We start from the raw sequence: 14,190 nt of genomic DNA on the forward strand, positions 1-14,190 counted from the left end.
GCCAGTTCACGATACTGGGCCAGGGCCAGACGGATGTTACCGCCGAGCTTCTTCATGATCTTGGTCTGGGCGGAACCACCAACCCGGGATACGGAGATACCGGCGTTCATGGCCGGACGGATACCGGAGTTGAACAGGTTGGTTTCCAGGAAGATCTGGCCGTCGGTGATGGAGATCACGTTGGTCGGTACGAATGCGGAAACGTCACCGGCCTGGGTCTCGATGATCGGCAGTGCGGTCAGGGAACCGGTCTTGCCTTTCACTTCACCGTTGGTGAACTCCTCCACGTAGTCAGCGTTAACGCGGGAAGCGCGCTCCAGCAGACGAGAGTGCAGGTAGAACACGTCACCCGGGTATGCTTCACGGCCCGGCGGACGACGCAACAGCAGGGAGATCTGGCGGTAAGCCACAGCCTGCTTGGACAGGTCGTCGTAAATGATCAGGGCGTCCTGACCACGGTCACGGAAGTATTCACCCATGGAAGTACCGGCGTACGGAGCCAGGAACTGCATGGAAGCAGGATCGGCGGCACCGGCGGCAACCACGATGGTGTGGTCCATGGCGCCGTGCTCTTCCAGCTTGCGCACAACGGCGGCGATGGAAGACTGCTTCTGGCCAACGGCAACGTAGATACACTTGATGCCGGTTTCTTTCTGGTTGATGATCGCGTCGATCGCAACCGCAGTCTTACCGATCTGACGGTCACCGATGATCAGCTCACGTTGACCGCGACCGATCGGCACCATGGTGTCGATGGCTTTCAGACCGGTCTGGACCGGCTCGTCAACGGACTGACGAGCGATAACGCCGGGTGCAACCTTCTCGACCGGGGAGGTCAGCTCGGTGCCCAGATCGCCCTTGCCGTCGATCGGATTACCCAGGGCGTCAACCACACGACCCATCAGCTCCGGACCTACCGGAACCTCCAGGATGCGGCCGGTACAACGAACCTTCTGACCTTCGGCCAGATCTTCGTAGTCACCCAGCACAACCGCACCAACGGAATCACGCTCCAGGTTCAGAGCCATGCCGAAAGTGCCGTTGGCGAATTCAATCATCTCACCGTACATAACGTCGGCAAGACCGTGGATCAGTACGATACCGTCAGAAACGGACAGGATCGTACCTTCGTTCTTTGCTTCGGAAGAGATATCGAGCTTCTCGATTCTCTTCTTGATGATGTCACTGATCTCGGATGGATTCAGTTGCTGCATGCCAATATCCTCAAACCTTGTGCTGAAATCAGGAGCCCAGAGCGTCGGCCAGCTTGTTCAGCTTTCCGCGTACAGATGCGTCGATGACCATATCGCCGGTGCGGATGATCACACCGCCAATCAGAGACTTGTCAGTTGACGCTGCGAGTGACACTTTCCGCTCGAGTTTTTCGGAGAGCGCCTGGGCGAGCTTCTGTTGCTGTTCGTCCGTCAGCTCGAATGCGGCGGTGACGTCGATATCAACAGTGCGCTCCAGATCAGCCCGGTACGTGTTGAAGAGCGCTGCAATCTCAGGAAGAAGAGTCAGCCGGCGGTTTTCTGCCAGTACAGCGAAGAAATTGCGAACCTGCTCGGTGACGCCGTCTTCGACGACCTCCAGAATCAGCTCGGCTTTCTTCTGCTCCTCCAGACCCGGATTCGCGAGAAGCTGTCGAATGTCTTCATTCGCGGTGACCTGTCCGGCAATCGTCAGCACCTGGGACCACTCAGCCAGCTCTTTATGCTCCTGGGCGGCTGCAAATGCTGCTTTCGCGTATGGACGGGCCAGCGTTCTCAGTTCTGCCATGATGAACCTCGCCGTTTAAAGTTCTGCCGCCAGTTTTTCCAACATCTCGTTGTGCTTGGAGGCATCGACAGAGGTTTCCAGGATCTTCTCAGCACCGGCGACAGCGATTGCGGCAATTTCTGCACGCAGGGCGTCACGAGCCTGATTACGCTCCTGTTCAATTTCGGCCTTGGCCTGCTCAATCAGCTTCTGGCCTTCCTTGCGGGCGTCATCCTTGGATGCTTCCACAATCTGGGCCGCACGCTTGTTGGCCTGCTCAATCAGGGCCGCAGCTTGCTGCTTGGCTTCACGCAGTTCCTGAGCTGACTTTTCCTGAGCCAGTTCCAGATCGCGCGCAGCACGGTCTGAAGCAGCCAGGCCGTCAGCGATCTTCTTTTGACGCTCCTGCAGTGCGGCCATGATTGGCGGCCACACATACTTCATGCAGAAGACGACAAAGATAAAGAACGCGATGGCTTGACCAATCATCGTCAAATTAATGTTCACGTCTTCACCTCTCGCCTGTTTTGTTAAGAATCATCTGACCGGGGTAAAGCCCCCGGCTGGCGACTCGATTAACCGGCGATCTGGCCGACAAACGGGTTGGCGAAAGTGAAGAACAGCGCGATACCAACACCGATCATGGTTACGGCGTCCAGCAGACCTGCAACGATGAACATTTTAACCTGCAGCATCGGGGTCATTTCCGGCTGACGCGCGGCGCCTTCCAGGAACTTGCCACCGAGGATACCAAAGCCGATTGCAGTACCCAGGGCACCCAGGCCGATCAGCAGTGCAACAGCAATAGCGGTCATTCCAACTACAGTTTCCATGATAACTCCCAGTTTCAGTTAGGTTTTCAGTTTAAGGGTTTAGGGTTTAAGACTACGGTTCAATGGTGTCCGATCAGTGACTGTCTTCGTGAGCCATGCTCAGATACACGATCGTCAACATCATAAAGATAAATGCCTGCAGGGTAATGATCAGAATGTGGAAGATCGCCCAGGGTACAGACAATGTCCACTGAGCCCACAGCGGCAACAGTGCAATCAGGATAAAGATCAGCTCGCCGGCGTAGAGGTTACCGAACAGACGCAGAGCCAGTGAAACCGGCTTGGCCAGCAGACTCACACCTTCCAGCAACAGGTTGACCGGGACCAGAAGTATCTTCAGGAACAGGTTGTCGGATGAGAAGGGGTGCAGGGTCAGTTCACCCAGGAAGCCACCCACGCCCTTGACCTTCACGCTGTAGTAGATGATCAGCGCAAACACCGACAGGGACATGCCCAGAGTCACGTTGACGTCCGTGGTCGGTACGATCTTCATGTACTCCACACCCATCAGGTGGAACAGATAGGGTACCCAGTCCACCGGCACCAGATCCATCAGGTTCATCAGGAAGACCCAGCAGAAGATGGTCAGGGAAAGAGGTGCAATGACCTTGTTCTTGCCGTGGAAGGTCTCCTTCACACTGTTGTCCACGAACTCGACCATCACTTCTACGAAGTTCTGGAGCCCCCCGGGCTTATCGGAGGTGGCGCGCTTGGCGGCCATGCGAAACAGAATCAGGAAGATCAGACCCAGACCGACGGCCCAGCCCAGAGAGTCGACGTGCAACGCCCAGAAGCCCATGTCGGAGGCTTCCTGACCGTTACGGGCCATTGTCCAGGTGGCTTCTTCAACCACGGAACCGTCGGCGCGCTCGTATCCGGCCGGCAGTTTTCCGTAGGTCAGGTTCTGGAGGTGATGCTGTATATATTCGGATGCACTTCCTGCCATAACGGGTTCCCAGGTCCAGTTAGCTTTGCTGCGTATTGCTGCCCGCCAGAAGCGGTGTCAACCAGTTGGTGACCAGCATGATCGCAAATGTTAAAAAAAGTGCCGCTATATCAAGCGGCTGAATCCATTTGAACACCATCGTGAAGAGGATGGCGCACAGGATGAGCTTGCCGGCCTCACCCTGGTAAAAAGAACTCATGATCTTCTTGGCAGACCGCGCGCCGGAGTAGCGGAATGCCTTTAGCGCAAAGTAACCATGGGGCAGCAGAAAAATAAGACCACCCAGTAGCGCTGAATAACCTGCGACCTGGCTGCGTAACAAAAAGGCCAGGCTGACGACGACAAGAATCACACTCTCAATCAAAAACCATCGTGCGATGGGCGGGCGGCGGATGCCGCTCGGGGTTGCCTTCGTCATGTTTTTCCCGGGAATTCGGTGTTTTCGACTCGATGCGGTCTAAAAAATAAACAAATACACCGATACAAGCGCGGCAGATTATATGTGTTCAATGTGCACGAATCAACAAATCCGACCGCGCTGCGCAGGCCCGGATTGCCCGAAATCAGCGGCGTTGTCGGCCTCCGGACACAAATAGGTGCAGGATCAATAATTGAACACTACATGTTGTGTAAAAGAGCCGATACGGACTTTCGTAGGGGGTCTAAAAGAGTGGGAAAAATTTCCGGCTACTTGATATGGCCCAGAATGCCATCTAGCTCATCCAGGGAACTGTACTCAATCACCAGTTTGCCCTTGCCGCGCTGACCATGACTGATAGAAACACGAGCACCGAGGCGCTCGGCCAGGTCGTCCTGAAGGGCGCGGATGTTGGGGTCAATGGCGCCCCTGTCTTTCGACTTGCCCTCGGGCGACTGTTGCTGGACCCGGCGCACCAGCGCTTCGGTCTGGCGGACCGACAGGGACTTGGCCACCACCTGGCGGGCCACCTGCATCTGCAGTTCCGGGGGCAGAGTCAGCATGGCCCGGCCATGGCCCATTTCCAGGTCACCGTGTTCGAGCATCAGCCGGACATCCTCGGTCAGGCCGATCAGTCGCAGCAGGTTGGTGATGGTGGTCCGGGATTTACCCACGGCCTCCGCCACCTGGGCCTGAGTCAGTCCGAACTCGTCCTGCAGGCGCTGCAGGGCAAAGGCTTCCTCGATAGGGTTGAGGTTTTCGCGCTGGATGTTCTCGATCAGCGCCATGGCGATGGCGGCTTCATCGGGTACATCGCGGATGATGGCGGGAAGGCTGTCGAGTTCGGCAATCTGGGCCGCGCGCCAGCGACGCTCACCGGCAATCAGCTCGAAGCGGCCCTCGGCAATGGGACGGACCACCACCGGCTGCATCACCCCCTGTTGGCGGATAGAGTCAGCCAGTTCCTGCAGCGCGGCCGGATCCATGTCCCGGCGGGGCTGGTAGCGGCCACGCTGAACCAGATCGATCGGGATCTCGCGCAGCTCGCCGTCGTGGTCCTTCACCTCCTGGTTAAGGTTGACCTTTGAACCCTGCAGCAGGGCTCCCAGTCCACGCTCACCCAATCCTCGTTTCTTCGCCGCCATGGTGTCTGTCATTCTTCCCGTTGAAAAGCGTTGTGTGTCGTGTACCAACGGCCCGGTATGTTACACCGCAACCGGCTCGGATGTCTTTTTCGAACCGTGGCGGCGGACCATTTCACCGGCCAGGGCCAGGTAGGCCACGGCGCCCTTGGAGGCACGATCGTACTTCAGGGCTGGCAGCCCGTAGCTGGGCGCTTCCGCCAGCCGGACGTTGCGGGGGATCACGGCACGGTAGACCTTGTCACCGAAGAATTCCGCCAGCTGGGCGGACACATCGAGCGTCAAACTGTTGCGCGGATCGTACATGGTGCGCAACAGACCCTCGATCTCCAGGTTGGGATTCACGGTTTCCTGGATCTGCTCCACCGTGTTCATCAGCGCCGCCAGGCCCTCCAGGGCATAATACTCGCACTGCATGGGAATCAGCACCGAATCCGCCGCCGACAACGCATTGACGGTGAGCAGGTTCAGGGACGGCGGGCAGTCAATCAGGATGTAATCGTAACTGTCCCGGATGCTGTTCAGGGACAGGCGCAGGCGGTGTTCCCGGCCGATCTCGTTCATCAGCTCCACTTCCGCCGCAGTCAGGTCGCCGTTCGCCGGCAGCAGATCGAAACTGCCGTTTTCCACGGTGACGATCACGTCCGCCGGCGTCGCGCGCTTGGTCAGGACGTCATAACCGGACAACTCCAGGGCGTTCTTGTCCACACCGCTGCCCATGGTGGCGTTGCCCTGCGGATCCATATCCACCAGCAACACCCGCCGCTTGGTTGCAGCCAGGGAGGCAGCCAGGTTGACGCAGGTGGTGGTCTTGCCCACACCGCCTTTCTGATTGGTCACTGCAATCACGCGCGCCATGTTTTGCCTCCTGTTGCGGGTTACCGGGAATGCTCAGCCCGGGCAACGACCAGCAAATGCCGCTCGCCATCTGCGCCGGGAACCTTCAGGGAATGGCTGGATTTTACCTGCCAGCCGGCCGGAAGGGCAGCTACCTCATCATCCGGAAACTGGCCTTTCATGGCAAGGAACTCGCCCTCATTGTCCAGCAGCGATCCACACCAGGTCACCAGATTTTCCAGAGCCGTGAAGGCACGGCTGCTGATCTGGGTGAACGGCTGATCGGGCTGGCAGTCCTCGGCCCGGCCATGGATCACGTCCACGTTGCCCAGCCCCAGTTCCAGCACACACTGGTTCAGGAAGCGGGTCTTCTTGCCATTGCTGTCGAGCAGGGTGAAACGCTTTTGCGGCAGGGCGATGGCCAGGGGAATGCCCGGCAGACCGCCGCCGGCACCGACATCGAGCAGGTGATCCGTGGTGACCCATGGCAGGATGCTCAGGCTGTCCAGCAGCTGCCGCGAGACCATCACCCGTTCGTCGCGCACGGCGGTGAGGTTATACGCCTTGTTCCACTTGTTGAGCAAAGCCAGAAAGGCCAACAACTGTTGCTGCTGGCCGTCGGTCAGGGACAGGTTCATCTCGGCCAGCCCGTCCCGGAGCTGGCGTTGCCAGAGTGCTTGCGTCATGGGCCAGGCTCAGGCGCTCTGCTTGCGCAGCAGATCCCGCTTTTTCAGGTGCACCAGGATCTGGCTCACCGCCGCCGGAGTGACGCCCTGGATACGGGAGGCCTGGGCCACGGTCTCCGGCCGCACGTCCTTGAGCTTCTGCTTGATCTCGTTGGACAGGCCGCCGATCACGTCGTAGTCCAGATCGATGGGCAGCAGGGTATTCTCGTTCTTGCGCAGGCGTTCGATCTCGTCCGCCTGGCGGGAGATGTAGCCCTCGTACTTGATCTCGATTTCCACCTGGTCCGCCACGTTCGGATCATCAGCGCGCTCGCCGCCAATCTCGGCAATCTGGTCGTAGGCAATCTCAGGGCGACGCAACAGTTCCGCCAGGGACTGGTCCCGGGCCATGGGCTGTTTCAGGAAACCATTGGCGCGCTCGCCAGCCTCGGTGTTCGGGTGGATCCGGGTGGATTCCAGCCGGCTGCGTTCTTTGGTGATGCCTTCCCGCTTGTCGTTGAACTTCTGCCAGCGCTCATCGTCCACCAGCCCCAGCTTGCGGCCGGTCTCGGTCAGGCGCAGGTCGGCGTTGTCTTCCCGCAGGATCAGCCGGTATTCGGCACGGCTGGTGAACATGCGATAGGGCTCGTTGGTGCCCATGGTGATCAGATCGTCCACCAGTACGCCGAGATAGGCTTCATCCCGGCGTGGATACCATTCGTCCTTCTCCTGGGCACGCAGGGACGCATTGATGCCCGCCAGCAGCCCCTGGGCACCGGCTTCTTCGTAACCGGTGGTGCCGTTGATCTGGCCCGCAAAGTACAGGCCCTGGATGAACTTGGTTTCCAGGGTATGGCGCAGGTCCTGCGGGTTCAGGTAATCGTATTCGATGGCATAGCCCGGCCGGGTGATGTGGGCGTTCTCGAAACCGGGAATCGAACGCACCGCCGCCAGCTGGATATCAAACGGCAGGCTGGTGGAAATGCCGTTCGGATACAGTTCGTTGGTGGTCAGGCCTTCGGGCTCCACGAAGATCTGGTGCGAATCCTTGTCGGCAAACCGGTTCACCTTGTCCTCGATGGACGGGCAGTAGCGCGGGCCCACGCCCTCGATGCTGCCGGCAAACATCGGCGAGCGGTCAAAACCGCTGCGGATGATGTCGTGGGTCTGCTCCGTGGTGCGGGTCACGTAACAACAGACCTGCTCGGGGTGCTCGTCCCGGCTGCCGATGAAGGACATCACCGGGGTCGGGTTGTCGCCCCATTGCTTGTCCATCACCGAGAAATCCACAGAGCGGGCATCGATCCGGGGCGGGGTGCCGGTTTTCAGGCGGCCGACGTTGAACGGCAGTTCGCGCAGGCGTTTGGCCAGGGCATTGGCCGGCGCATCCCCGGCGCGGCCGCCGGAGTGGTGCTGCATGCCGATGTGGATAACACCGCCCAGGAAGGTACCGGTGGTCAAAACCACGGTTTTAGCGTTGAAGCGGATACCGGTCTGGGTCACCACACCCACCACCTGATCGTTTTCCACAACCAGGTCGTCCGCCGCCTGCTGGAACAGGGTCAAGTTGGGCTGGTTTTCCAGCACATGGCGGATCGCCGCCTTGTACAGCACCCGGTCGGCCTGGGCGCGGGTGGCGCGCACCGCCGGACCCTTGCGGCTGTTCAGTACCCGGAACTGGATACCGGCCTGGTCGGTGGCACGGGCCATGGCGCCACCCAGGGCGTCGATTTCCTTGACCAGGTGACTCTTGCCGATCCCGCCGATGGCCGGGTTACAGGACATCTGGCCCAGGGTCTCAATGTTGTGGGTCAGCAGCAGGGTTTGCGAACCCATGCGCGCTGCGGCCAGCGCGGCTTCGGTACCGGCGTGGCCACCACCAATGACAATGACATCGAAACGGGTCGGAAACTCCACTCTTCACCTCGGAAATCGGGGGATAAAAACAGGGCGGCGAGTATAACGCCTCGTCGTGGAAAATGCAGTCAGGATGTGCAAATTTTAACCAGAGTCGGCGACACTTGAAAGTCACCGTGCAGGAGCACTTGTTGATAACCCCCGAAATAACCCCGAATCTGTATAAGTAATAACCGAAATTTTTGCTTTTTCAGTGGCTTGGAAGACTCTTCTCAGAAAAGTTTTCAAAAAGTTATCCACAGATTCAGGGGCTTGCCGCTAGGCCTAAAAATCACTTTAACTTATTGTTTTAATTAGAATCGACAAAATGAATCCAGAGGTTATCCGCGGTTTGTCCATTTATTTTTCCACAGAATTCTCTGGAGTTACCCGTGACAGCTGGAAAAACACTGACGGACACCTGCTTTCCCTCTCCGGCTTGTAACCCGAACGCCGAATGGAAAAGCAGGCCTGTGTTGCCTAGCGGCGGAATACCGGTACCCCGGACACAATTGTTGCCTTGATGGCGAGCGGAAGGCCGCTCAGATCTTTCATCAACACCAGGTCCGCATCATAGCCTGGGGCCACCTGCCCCTTGCAATCACCGAGCCCTGCCGCCTTTGCGGGATGCTCGCTGACCATTTTCCAGGCCTCCTCGAAGGGCAACAATCCCAGTTCCGCAATTATGAAGGGGGCGTGAAAAAGACTCGGATAGTGATAGTCACTGCACAAAATGCTGACCAGGTTCTCAGCGATGGCATCCCGAACACTGATTGCCCCGACATGGGACCCTCCACGAACCAGGTTCGGTGCCCCCATCAATACCTGAATACCCGCTTCCTGACTCAATCGGGCAGTAAAGGCATCCATCGGGAACTCGGCGATCACGGTGCCCAGCGAACAATTGAGTGTCACGTCATCCGGGCCATGGTCATCATGGGAAGCCAGGCTGACCCCGGAACGATGTGCGGCGTGGGCCAGCTCCCGGATCTGTTGTTCCCCAAGGGCTCTGAGATCCTGCAATCGCTCCAGGAAACCTTCGGTTTCACTCTCTTCCATCGACACCCGCCGCCGGAGGCCTGACAGGTAGCGCTCCTTGGCAACCGGATCATCAAGCCTGGGCAGATGGTCGTTGAGAGACAAAAGGTGCACCCTCCCCTGCTCGATCCAGTCCAGCAACTCCTCGTGATCGTCGGTATTGACCTTCTCATGCCGGATATGAACCCTGGCCTGACACCCGAAGTCCGGCCCCAGGGCCTCGAGGGTCCTCAGAATGTCCCGGACTGTTGCCCGACTTCTTGGGCCGGGTTCAAAACCGTCGGTGATGCTGTAGAAGAAGGTGGTGATGCCGTTGGCTACCAGGCTGGCATCATTGGCCGCAAGGGCAAGCTCCAGCGGGAAAAGAGTCCCTGTCCGGGGTGTGATGTGGCGCTCAAAGGCATCGCCATGCAGATCGATGATGCCCGGAACCAGAAAACCACCCTCGCCATCCATCTGTTGCTTACAACGGCTATCCGCGTCCGCGCCAATGGCGACAATTTTACCCCGGGACAATTGCACGCGACTGTCGTGTAGCCAGCCGCGCGTCGTAAGTACAGAAACTCGATCAATCAGAAGATCGCCGCCCGGCTCCGACACGACCGATAGGTTTGGTTCCATAGGTTTCTCCAAATCCGGATAAACAGGGTTAGTGGGGTTGATGCATCAGGCGCGCCCGAAACCGCGACGACAGTTGCTCCACGGTAAAAACCAGGACAAAGATCATCAGGATGATGGTGGCAGCCTGGTCGTAGCGGAACATTTCCATGGATACCGCCAGCTCAGCACCTATACCGCCAGCGCCTACCAGCCCGAGCACGACCGAGGACCGAACCGCCTTTTCGAGGGAAAACAAACTGGTGTTGATCATGCTCGGCATTGCGCCCGGAAACAGGACAACGGCAATCCGATCCAGCGGGCTTGCCCCGATGGACGCCAGCGCCTCGGAAGGCCCCGGATCCACCTCTTCCATTGCCTCCGCGAAGAAACGGGCACAGAATCCGATGGTATCGACAACGATGGTAAGGGTGCCGGCAAAGGTACCCAGACCCACGGACACTACGAAAAACAAGGCCCAGGCCAGATCCGGCACCGTGCGGAAGAAGCTGATGATGGAACGAACCACATGCCTCACCGCCGGATGGGGAGATGTATTTCGAGCGGCGAGTAAGGCCATCGGCACACTGAGCAGAACACCGATCACCGTTCCGACCAGAGCCATCTGGAAGGTCACCAGAATGGCATGAGCCACGGGCCCGATCCGATCGCTGGCCGGAGGAATCATTTCTCCGGCAACGTTGGCCATGTTGGGTAGCCCCCTGAGAAGTTCGGGCACCGACAGGCCGACCCCGGCGAGGGACCACAGGAAGAAACCGAGAAACAGGGCGAACAGCCCCGTACCCAGCCACGAGGGGCTGTCAAAGCGAGGGGGCAGATGACGATCAAGCCGCACGCCATCGGGATAATCAGACATAGAAACCTCGCAAACTCGCCAGACTCTCGGTGGCGGTGGCACTGTCGAGCATCAGTTGATGGTCACGCAGTCCCAGGATCCGGTCGGCGTAATGGAGGGCATGCTCGATCTGGTGTGACACGAACAACAGGGTCAGGCCCTGGGACCGGGACAACCTGGCGAAGAGCTCCATGATGGCGGCACCGGACTGTGGATCCAGACTGGCCGTGGGCTCATCGGCCAGCAGCATCCTGGGCTCCTGCATCAGCGCCCGGGCAATAGCCACCCGCTGGGACTGGCCGCCGGATAGCTGGTCACAGCGTTTGTGGGCCAGATCGCTCAGTCCGACCATATCCAGGCACTCCATGGCCTGTTCCCGGTCCTGCCGGCAGGATAACCCTTGTAACCAGTTACGCGGCCCGGTCTTCCGGGCAAGGTTGCCATGGAGCACATTGCTCAGTACCGACAGCCTGGGGACCAGGCAATGCTTCTGAAACACAAAACCTACCCCGTTACGGGCCTTTCTCAGTTCCCTTCCATGTTTGGCCGATAAACGTTCGCCGGCCAGGACAATGTCACCTTCATCAGGCTCAATCAGACGAACGCAACACCGTAATAACGTACTTTTGCCGGCTCCATTCGCTCCGATAAGTGCAACCGATTGTCCCTGGCGGACATCGAAGCTGACGCCCTGGAAAACCGGGGTGGTACCTCCCTGATAGCGCTTGGCCAGACTACGGACCTGCAATGAATGGGTAACTATTGATTCCGCCGCGCTGGTCGGAGCCACGGCTGACTGTACGAGACTTGTCATCGTTCTCTCTCCGGAAGAGACAGGGGCGGCCCGTGGCCGCCCCTGTCCGATCATCAGTCGCCAATGAAGTCTGAGTACTCCGGGAATCCTGCTGTCGCATACATGGAGCGGACATAGTTATAGTCGCTGTCCTGAATGCTGCGGATGAAGCGCATGCCCGTGTATTTCCGGTTGTCCTCACCTGTGAGGATGGCACCAACCAGGGCGTCGGAGTTCTCGACGATAGCGTCGCGAACCCGTTCAACGGCTTCCTGATCCACGTGTTGTCCGGCCATGAGCAAATCGTTGGGCAGGTCCGGTCCGCGAGCGATAACCCGGAAAGCGCCGGGCTGCATGCCGCCGGAGCGCATTTCATTTTCGCGCAGAGTGAGGAAGTTGAGATGGTTCATACCAATGGCCGCAACATCGCCCCGCTTCAGGGATTCCCACATGACCGGCACTTTGGTATGGATTACGTCCATGTCCTCAAGAGGGTCGACACCAGCATCGGCCAGTGCCTGGATCGGACCCAGGTGCTTGGAAGTAGAACCGACGCTGCCCATTGCAACCTTCTGACCCTCAAGGTCAGCAACGCTGCGGTAGGGGCTGTCCGCCATGGCGACAATCACCGCGAAGTAATCCGGACGGGAGAAACCCACTACCACCTTGGCATTGGCGCGCTTCTGCATCACCACATACTCCGCAGGACCGGTGAGCACAAAATCCACTTTTTCGAAACGCAGCGCTTCGACCGCTGCCGTACGGTTGGTCACCGGCAGGAACTCCACGTCAAAACCGGTGACCTCGGACAACACACTCCGGAATTCGCCAAACTCCCTTTGCAACTCCTCCAGGCCTACAAGATCCGTAACCGCCAGCCGGATGGTTTCGGCATGAACACTGGGTAAAGCTGAGAAAAAAACCACCAGAGCCAGGCTGGCGTTGCGTAACCAGGTCTTCAACATAATCCGTTCCCCGCAATGATCTAGACAAGTGATTGAGGGTTCAGTATCGAAGCGGGGTGTGACAAAGGCTTGAACAAAACATGTACAGTTGGTGACGTTTCCAAGACAGGATCAGAAGCGTGTCACCATGCCATCGAACGCCACCTCGACCCCGGCCGGTAGCTCAGGGGCAGAGTAAAGGTACTCATCCAGCTGGTGGCCCAGATGAGTCAGCAAGGTTCTCTCCGGTGCGATCTGTTCAGCCAGCGCCAGCGCCAGATTCAGATCATTATGGTTTCTCGGAGGATTCGGTTTCGGCGGGACGCTGCAATCGAGCACCATCAGGGCCAACGGGCGTCGCTTGAGCCAGTCCAGTGTCGGTTCCGGCAAGCCAACCGTGTCCGTCAGGTAGGCGAAATGAATGCCCTGATACTCGATGCCGTAACCCAGCGTTGGCTTCGAGTGATTCAGCGGCAGAGGAGTCAGGGTGAAAGGACCAATCGAAAATTCCTGGAACGGAACCAGTGACGGTTGGAACTTCAGGATGCCCGGATGCTTGTACAGATCGTCACAGCCAGCAGGATCGTCCGGGCCATAAACTGGCACAGTGTGGCCCGTTCCCCAGCGGAGGTGGAACAGGCCCATGACGTGGTCCATGTGATAGTGGGTCAGCACGATCGCCTGAAAGCTGCCGGGAGCAAAGGATTCACACAGGTCGGTCCGGCCAGCGTCCAGCATGATCTGATAACCATCCCCACGAATCAGGGCACTGCAGGCGCGACGGCATAACCGCAGGTCGAGCCTTGCCCGTTCGCAAGCCCGGCATTGGCAGCCATAGACCGGTACCCTCCGTGCATCGCCGGTACCCAGAAATTCCAGCTCAAGCGCCACGGATCATGCCCTCGAAGGTCCTTGGAGCCTCTACGTTCAGAATGCCTGCCAACTGCCTGAAGGCCCGTTCAAGTTCACCATTATTATCTACAAACCGGGTATCGGGCGGCACCTGACCGGCGAACCGGGAAGCCCGAAGGATGCGACGTTCGATATCCGCCAGGCTTTCCCGGCCACGGTTCAACAGGCGCTGCATGAGCACATCCTGATTGACCCGGACCAGGACCGGTACCAGGGTCGAGCCATAGTGTTCCCGGGCCTGATCGATATAAGCCCGGGACCCGTTGACGAGGACATTACAACCCTGGGCCAACCACAGATCCACCTCCATACCTATGCCATAGCACAGCCCATTGGCCTGCCATTCCATGGCGAACAGGCCTCGCTCACTGCGGTTGTTGTATTCCTGTTGGGTAAGCGCAACATGGTTCTCCCCGTCCGGGTCCGGCTCCCGGGTAATGTAGCGGTGTGCAATCATCAACGGACGGTCGGCCAGCCTGTGCCGACACATTCGCAGCAGAGAGTCCTTACCGGAGCCGGATGGTCCCATCAGGTAAAATAATTTTCCGGTCACTT

General features: G+C 58.6%; 16 protein-coding genes. All 16 read right to left on the reverse strand.

Annotation, left to right across the window (positions count from 1 at the left end):
* Positions 1–1,214, reverse strand: a 1,214-nt coding sequence (gene atpA / locus ACESMW_RS11965) for a F0F1 ATP synthase subunit alpha (protein ID WP_372987263.1), incomplete at its 3' end; no start/stop codon positions are given.
* Between the two features lie 28 nt (positions 1,215–1,242).
* Entirely contained in the window at positions 1,243–1,779 is a 537-nt protein-coding gene (locus ACESMW_RS11970) for a F0F1 ATP synthase subunit delta (protein WP_372987264.1), read from the reverse strand.
* 15 nt (positions 1,780–1,794) lie between these two features.
* A complete protein-coding gene (locus ACESMW_RS11975) occupies positions 1,795–2,265 on the reverse strand; it encodes a F0F1 ATP synthase subunit B (protein ID WP_181799929.1) in 471 nt (156 codons plus the stop codon).
* Between the two features lie 68 nt (positions 2,266–2,333).
* Entirely contained in the window at positions 2,334–2,591 is a 258-nt protein-coding gene (atpE, locus tag ACESMW_RS11980; protein ID WP_012138088.1) for a F0F1 ATP synthase subunit C, read from the reverse strand.
* Between the two features lie 73 nt (positions 2,592–2,664).
* Positions 2,665–3,537, reverse strand: coding sequence for a F0F1 ATP synthase subunit A (gene atpB / locus ACESMW_RS11985; RefSeq protein ID WP_372987265.1), 873 nt, complete (start codon positions 3,535–3,537; stop codon positions 2,665–2,667).
* Between the two features lie 19 nt (positions 3,538–3,556).
* Complete coding sequence (locus tag ACESMW_RS11990; protein ID WP_113861765.1) at positions 3,557–3,955, reverse strand: F0F1 ATP synthase subunit I; 399 nt, start codon at positions 3,953–3,955, stop codon at positions 3,557–3,559.
* 269 nt (positions 3,956–4,224) lie between these two features.
* A complete protein-coding gene (locus ACESMW_RS11995) occupies positions 4,225–5,100 on the reverse strand; it encodes a ParB/RepB/Spo0J family partition protein (protein ID WP_372987266.1) in 876 nt (291 codons plus the stop codon).
* Positions 5,101–5,160: 60 nt separating this feature from the next.
* On the reverse strand, positions 5,161–5,955 hold the full coding sequence (locus ACESMW_RS12000; protein WP_372987267.1) for a ParA family protein: 795 nt from the start codon (positions 5,953–5,955) through the stop codon (positions 5,161–5,163).
* Positions 5,956–5,975: 20 nt separating this feature from the next.
* Positions 5,976–6,620 carry a 16S rRNA (guanine(527)-N(7))-methyltransferase RsmG gene (gene rsmG / locus ACESMW_RS12005; protein WP_372987268.1) on the reverse strand — a complete coding sequence of 215 codons (645 nt, stop codon included), beginning with the start codon at positions 6,618–6,620 and terminating at the stop codon, positions 5,976–5,978.
* Between the two features lie 9 nt (positions 6,621–6,629).
* The gene (gene mnmG / locus ACESMW_RS12010) at positions 6,630–8,516 is read right to left on the reverse strand and encodes a tRNA uridine-5-carboxymethylaminomethyl(34) synthesis enzyme MnmG (protein WP_372987269.1); all 1,887 of its coding nucleotides are present in this window, start codon (positions 8,514–8,516) and stop codon (positions 6,630–6,632) included.
* Positions 8,517–8,975: 459 nt separating this feature from the next.
* On the reverse strand, positions 8,976–10,154 hold the full coding sequence (locus ACESMW_RS12015) for an alpha-D-ribose 1-methylphosphonate 5-triphosphate diphosphatase (protein ID WP_372987270.1): 1,179 nt from the start codon (positions 10,152–10,154) through the stop codon (positions 8,976–8,978).
* Positions 10,155–10,182: 28 nt separating this feature from the next.
* Positions 10,183–11,007, reverse strand: coding sequence for a phosphonate ABC transporter, permease protein PhnE (phnE, locus tag ACESMW_RS12020; RefSeq protein WP_372987271.1), 825 nt, complete (start codon positions 11,005–11,007; stop codon positions 10,183–10,185).
* Entirely contained in the window at positions 11,000–11,800 is an 801-nt protein-coding gene (locus ACESMW_RS12025; protein WP_372987272.1) for a phosphonate ABC transporter ATP-binding protein, read from the reverse strand. Before ACESMW_RS12025 ends, phnE begins: the two co-directional genes overlap by 8 nt.
* Positions 11,801–11,853: 53 nt before the next feature.
* Complete coding sequence (locus ACESMW_RS12030) at positions 11,854–12,744, reverse strand: phosphate/phosphite/phosphonate ABC transporter substrate-binding protein (RefSeq protein ID WP_372987273.1); 891 nt, start codon at positions 12,742–12,744, stop codon at positions 11,854–11,856.
* A gap of 111 nt (positions 12,745–12,855) precedes the next feature.
* On the reverse strand, positions 12,856–13,614 hold the full coding sequence (phnP, locus tag ACESMW_RS12035) for a phosphonate metabolism protein PhnP (protein ID WP_372987274.1): 759 nt from the start codon (positions 13,612–13,614) through the stop codon (positions 12,856–12,858).
* Complete coding sequence (phnN, locus tag ACESMW_RS12040) at positions 13,604–14,188, reverse strand: ribose 1,5-bisphosphokinase (protein ID WP_372987275.1); 585 nt, start codon at positions 14,186–14,188, stop codon at positions 13,604–13,606. The genes phnP and phnN overlap by 11 nt, the downstream gene beginning before the upstream one ends.
* Between the last annotated feature and the right edge of the window lie 2 nt (positions 14,189–14,190).

Origin of the sequence: Marinobacter sp. (assembly GCF_041690455.1) — a bacterium.
Lineage (GTDB): Bacteria > Pseudomonadota > Gammaproteobacteria > Pseudomonadales > Oleiphilaceae > Marinobacter.

What these genes read in the sequence shown, in the direction of transcription:
- ACESMW_RS11970 (WP_372987264.1), bottom strand. Translation starts at nt 1,779, where the DNA reads ATGGCAGAACTGAGAACGCTGGCCCGTCCATACGCGAAAGCAGCATTT.
- phnE (WP_372987271.1), bottom strand. Translation starts at nt 11,007, where the DNA reads ATGTCTGATTATCCCGATGGCGTGCGGCTTGATCGTCATCTGCCCCCT.
- rsmG (WP_372987268.1), bottom strand. Translation starts at nt 6,620, where the DNA reads ATGACGCAAGCACTCTGGCAACGCCAGCTCCGGGACGGGCTGGCCGAG.
- ACESMW_RS12025 (WP_372987272.1), bottom strand. Translation starts at nt 11,800, where the DNA reads ATGACAAGTCTCGTACAGTCAGCCGTGGCTCCGACCAGCGCGGCGGAA.
- atpE (WP_012138088.1), bottom strand. Translation starts at nt 2,591, where the DNA reads ATGGAAACTGTAGTTGGAATGACCGCTATTGCTGTTGCACTGCTGATC.
- ACESMW_RS11990 (WP_113861765.1), bottom strand. Translation starts at nt 3,955, where the DNA reads ATGACGAAGGCAACCCCGAGCGGCATCCGCCGCCCGCCCATCGCACGA.
- ACESMW_RS11995 (WP_372987266.1), bottom strand. Translation starts at nt 5,100, where the DNA reads ATGGCGGCGAAGAAACGAGGATTGGGTGAGCGTGGACTGGGAGCCCTG.
- ACESMW_RS12015 (WP_372987270.1), bottom strand. Translation starts at nt 10,154, where the DNA reads ATGGAACCAAACCTATCGGTCGTGTCGGAGCCGGGCGGCGATCTTCTG.
- atpB (WP_372987265.1), bottom strand. Translation starts at nt 3,537, where the DNA reads ATGGCAGGAAGTGCATCCGAATATATACAGCATCACCTCCAGAACCTG.
- ACESMW_RS12030 (WP_372987273.1), bottom strand. Translation starts at nt 12,744, where the DNA reads ATGTTGAAGACCTGGTTACGCAACGCCAGCCTGGCTCTGGTGGTTTTT.
- ACESMW_RS12000 (WP_372987267.1), bottom strand. Translation starts at nt 5,955, where the DNA reads ATGGCGCGCGTGATTGCAGTGACCAATCAGAAAGGCGGTGTGGGCAAG.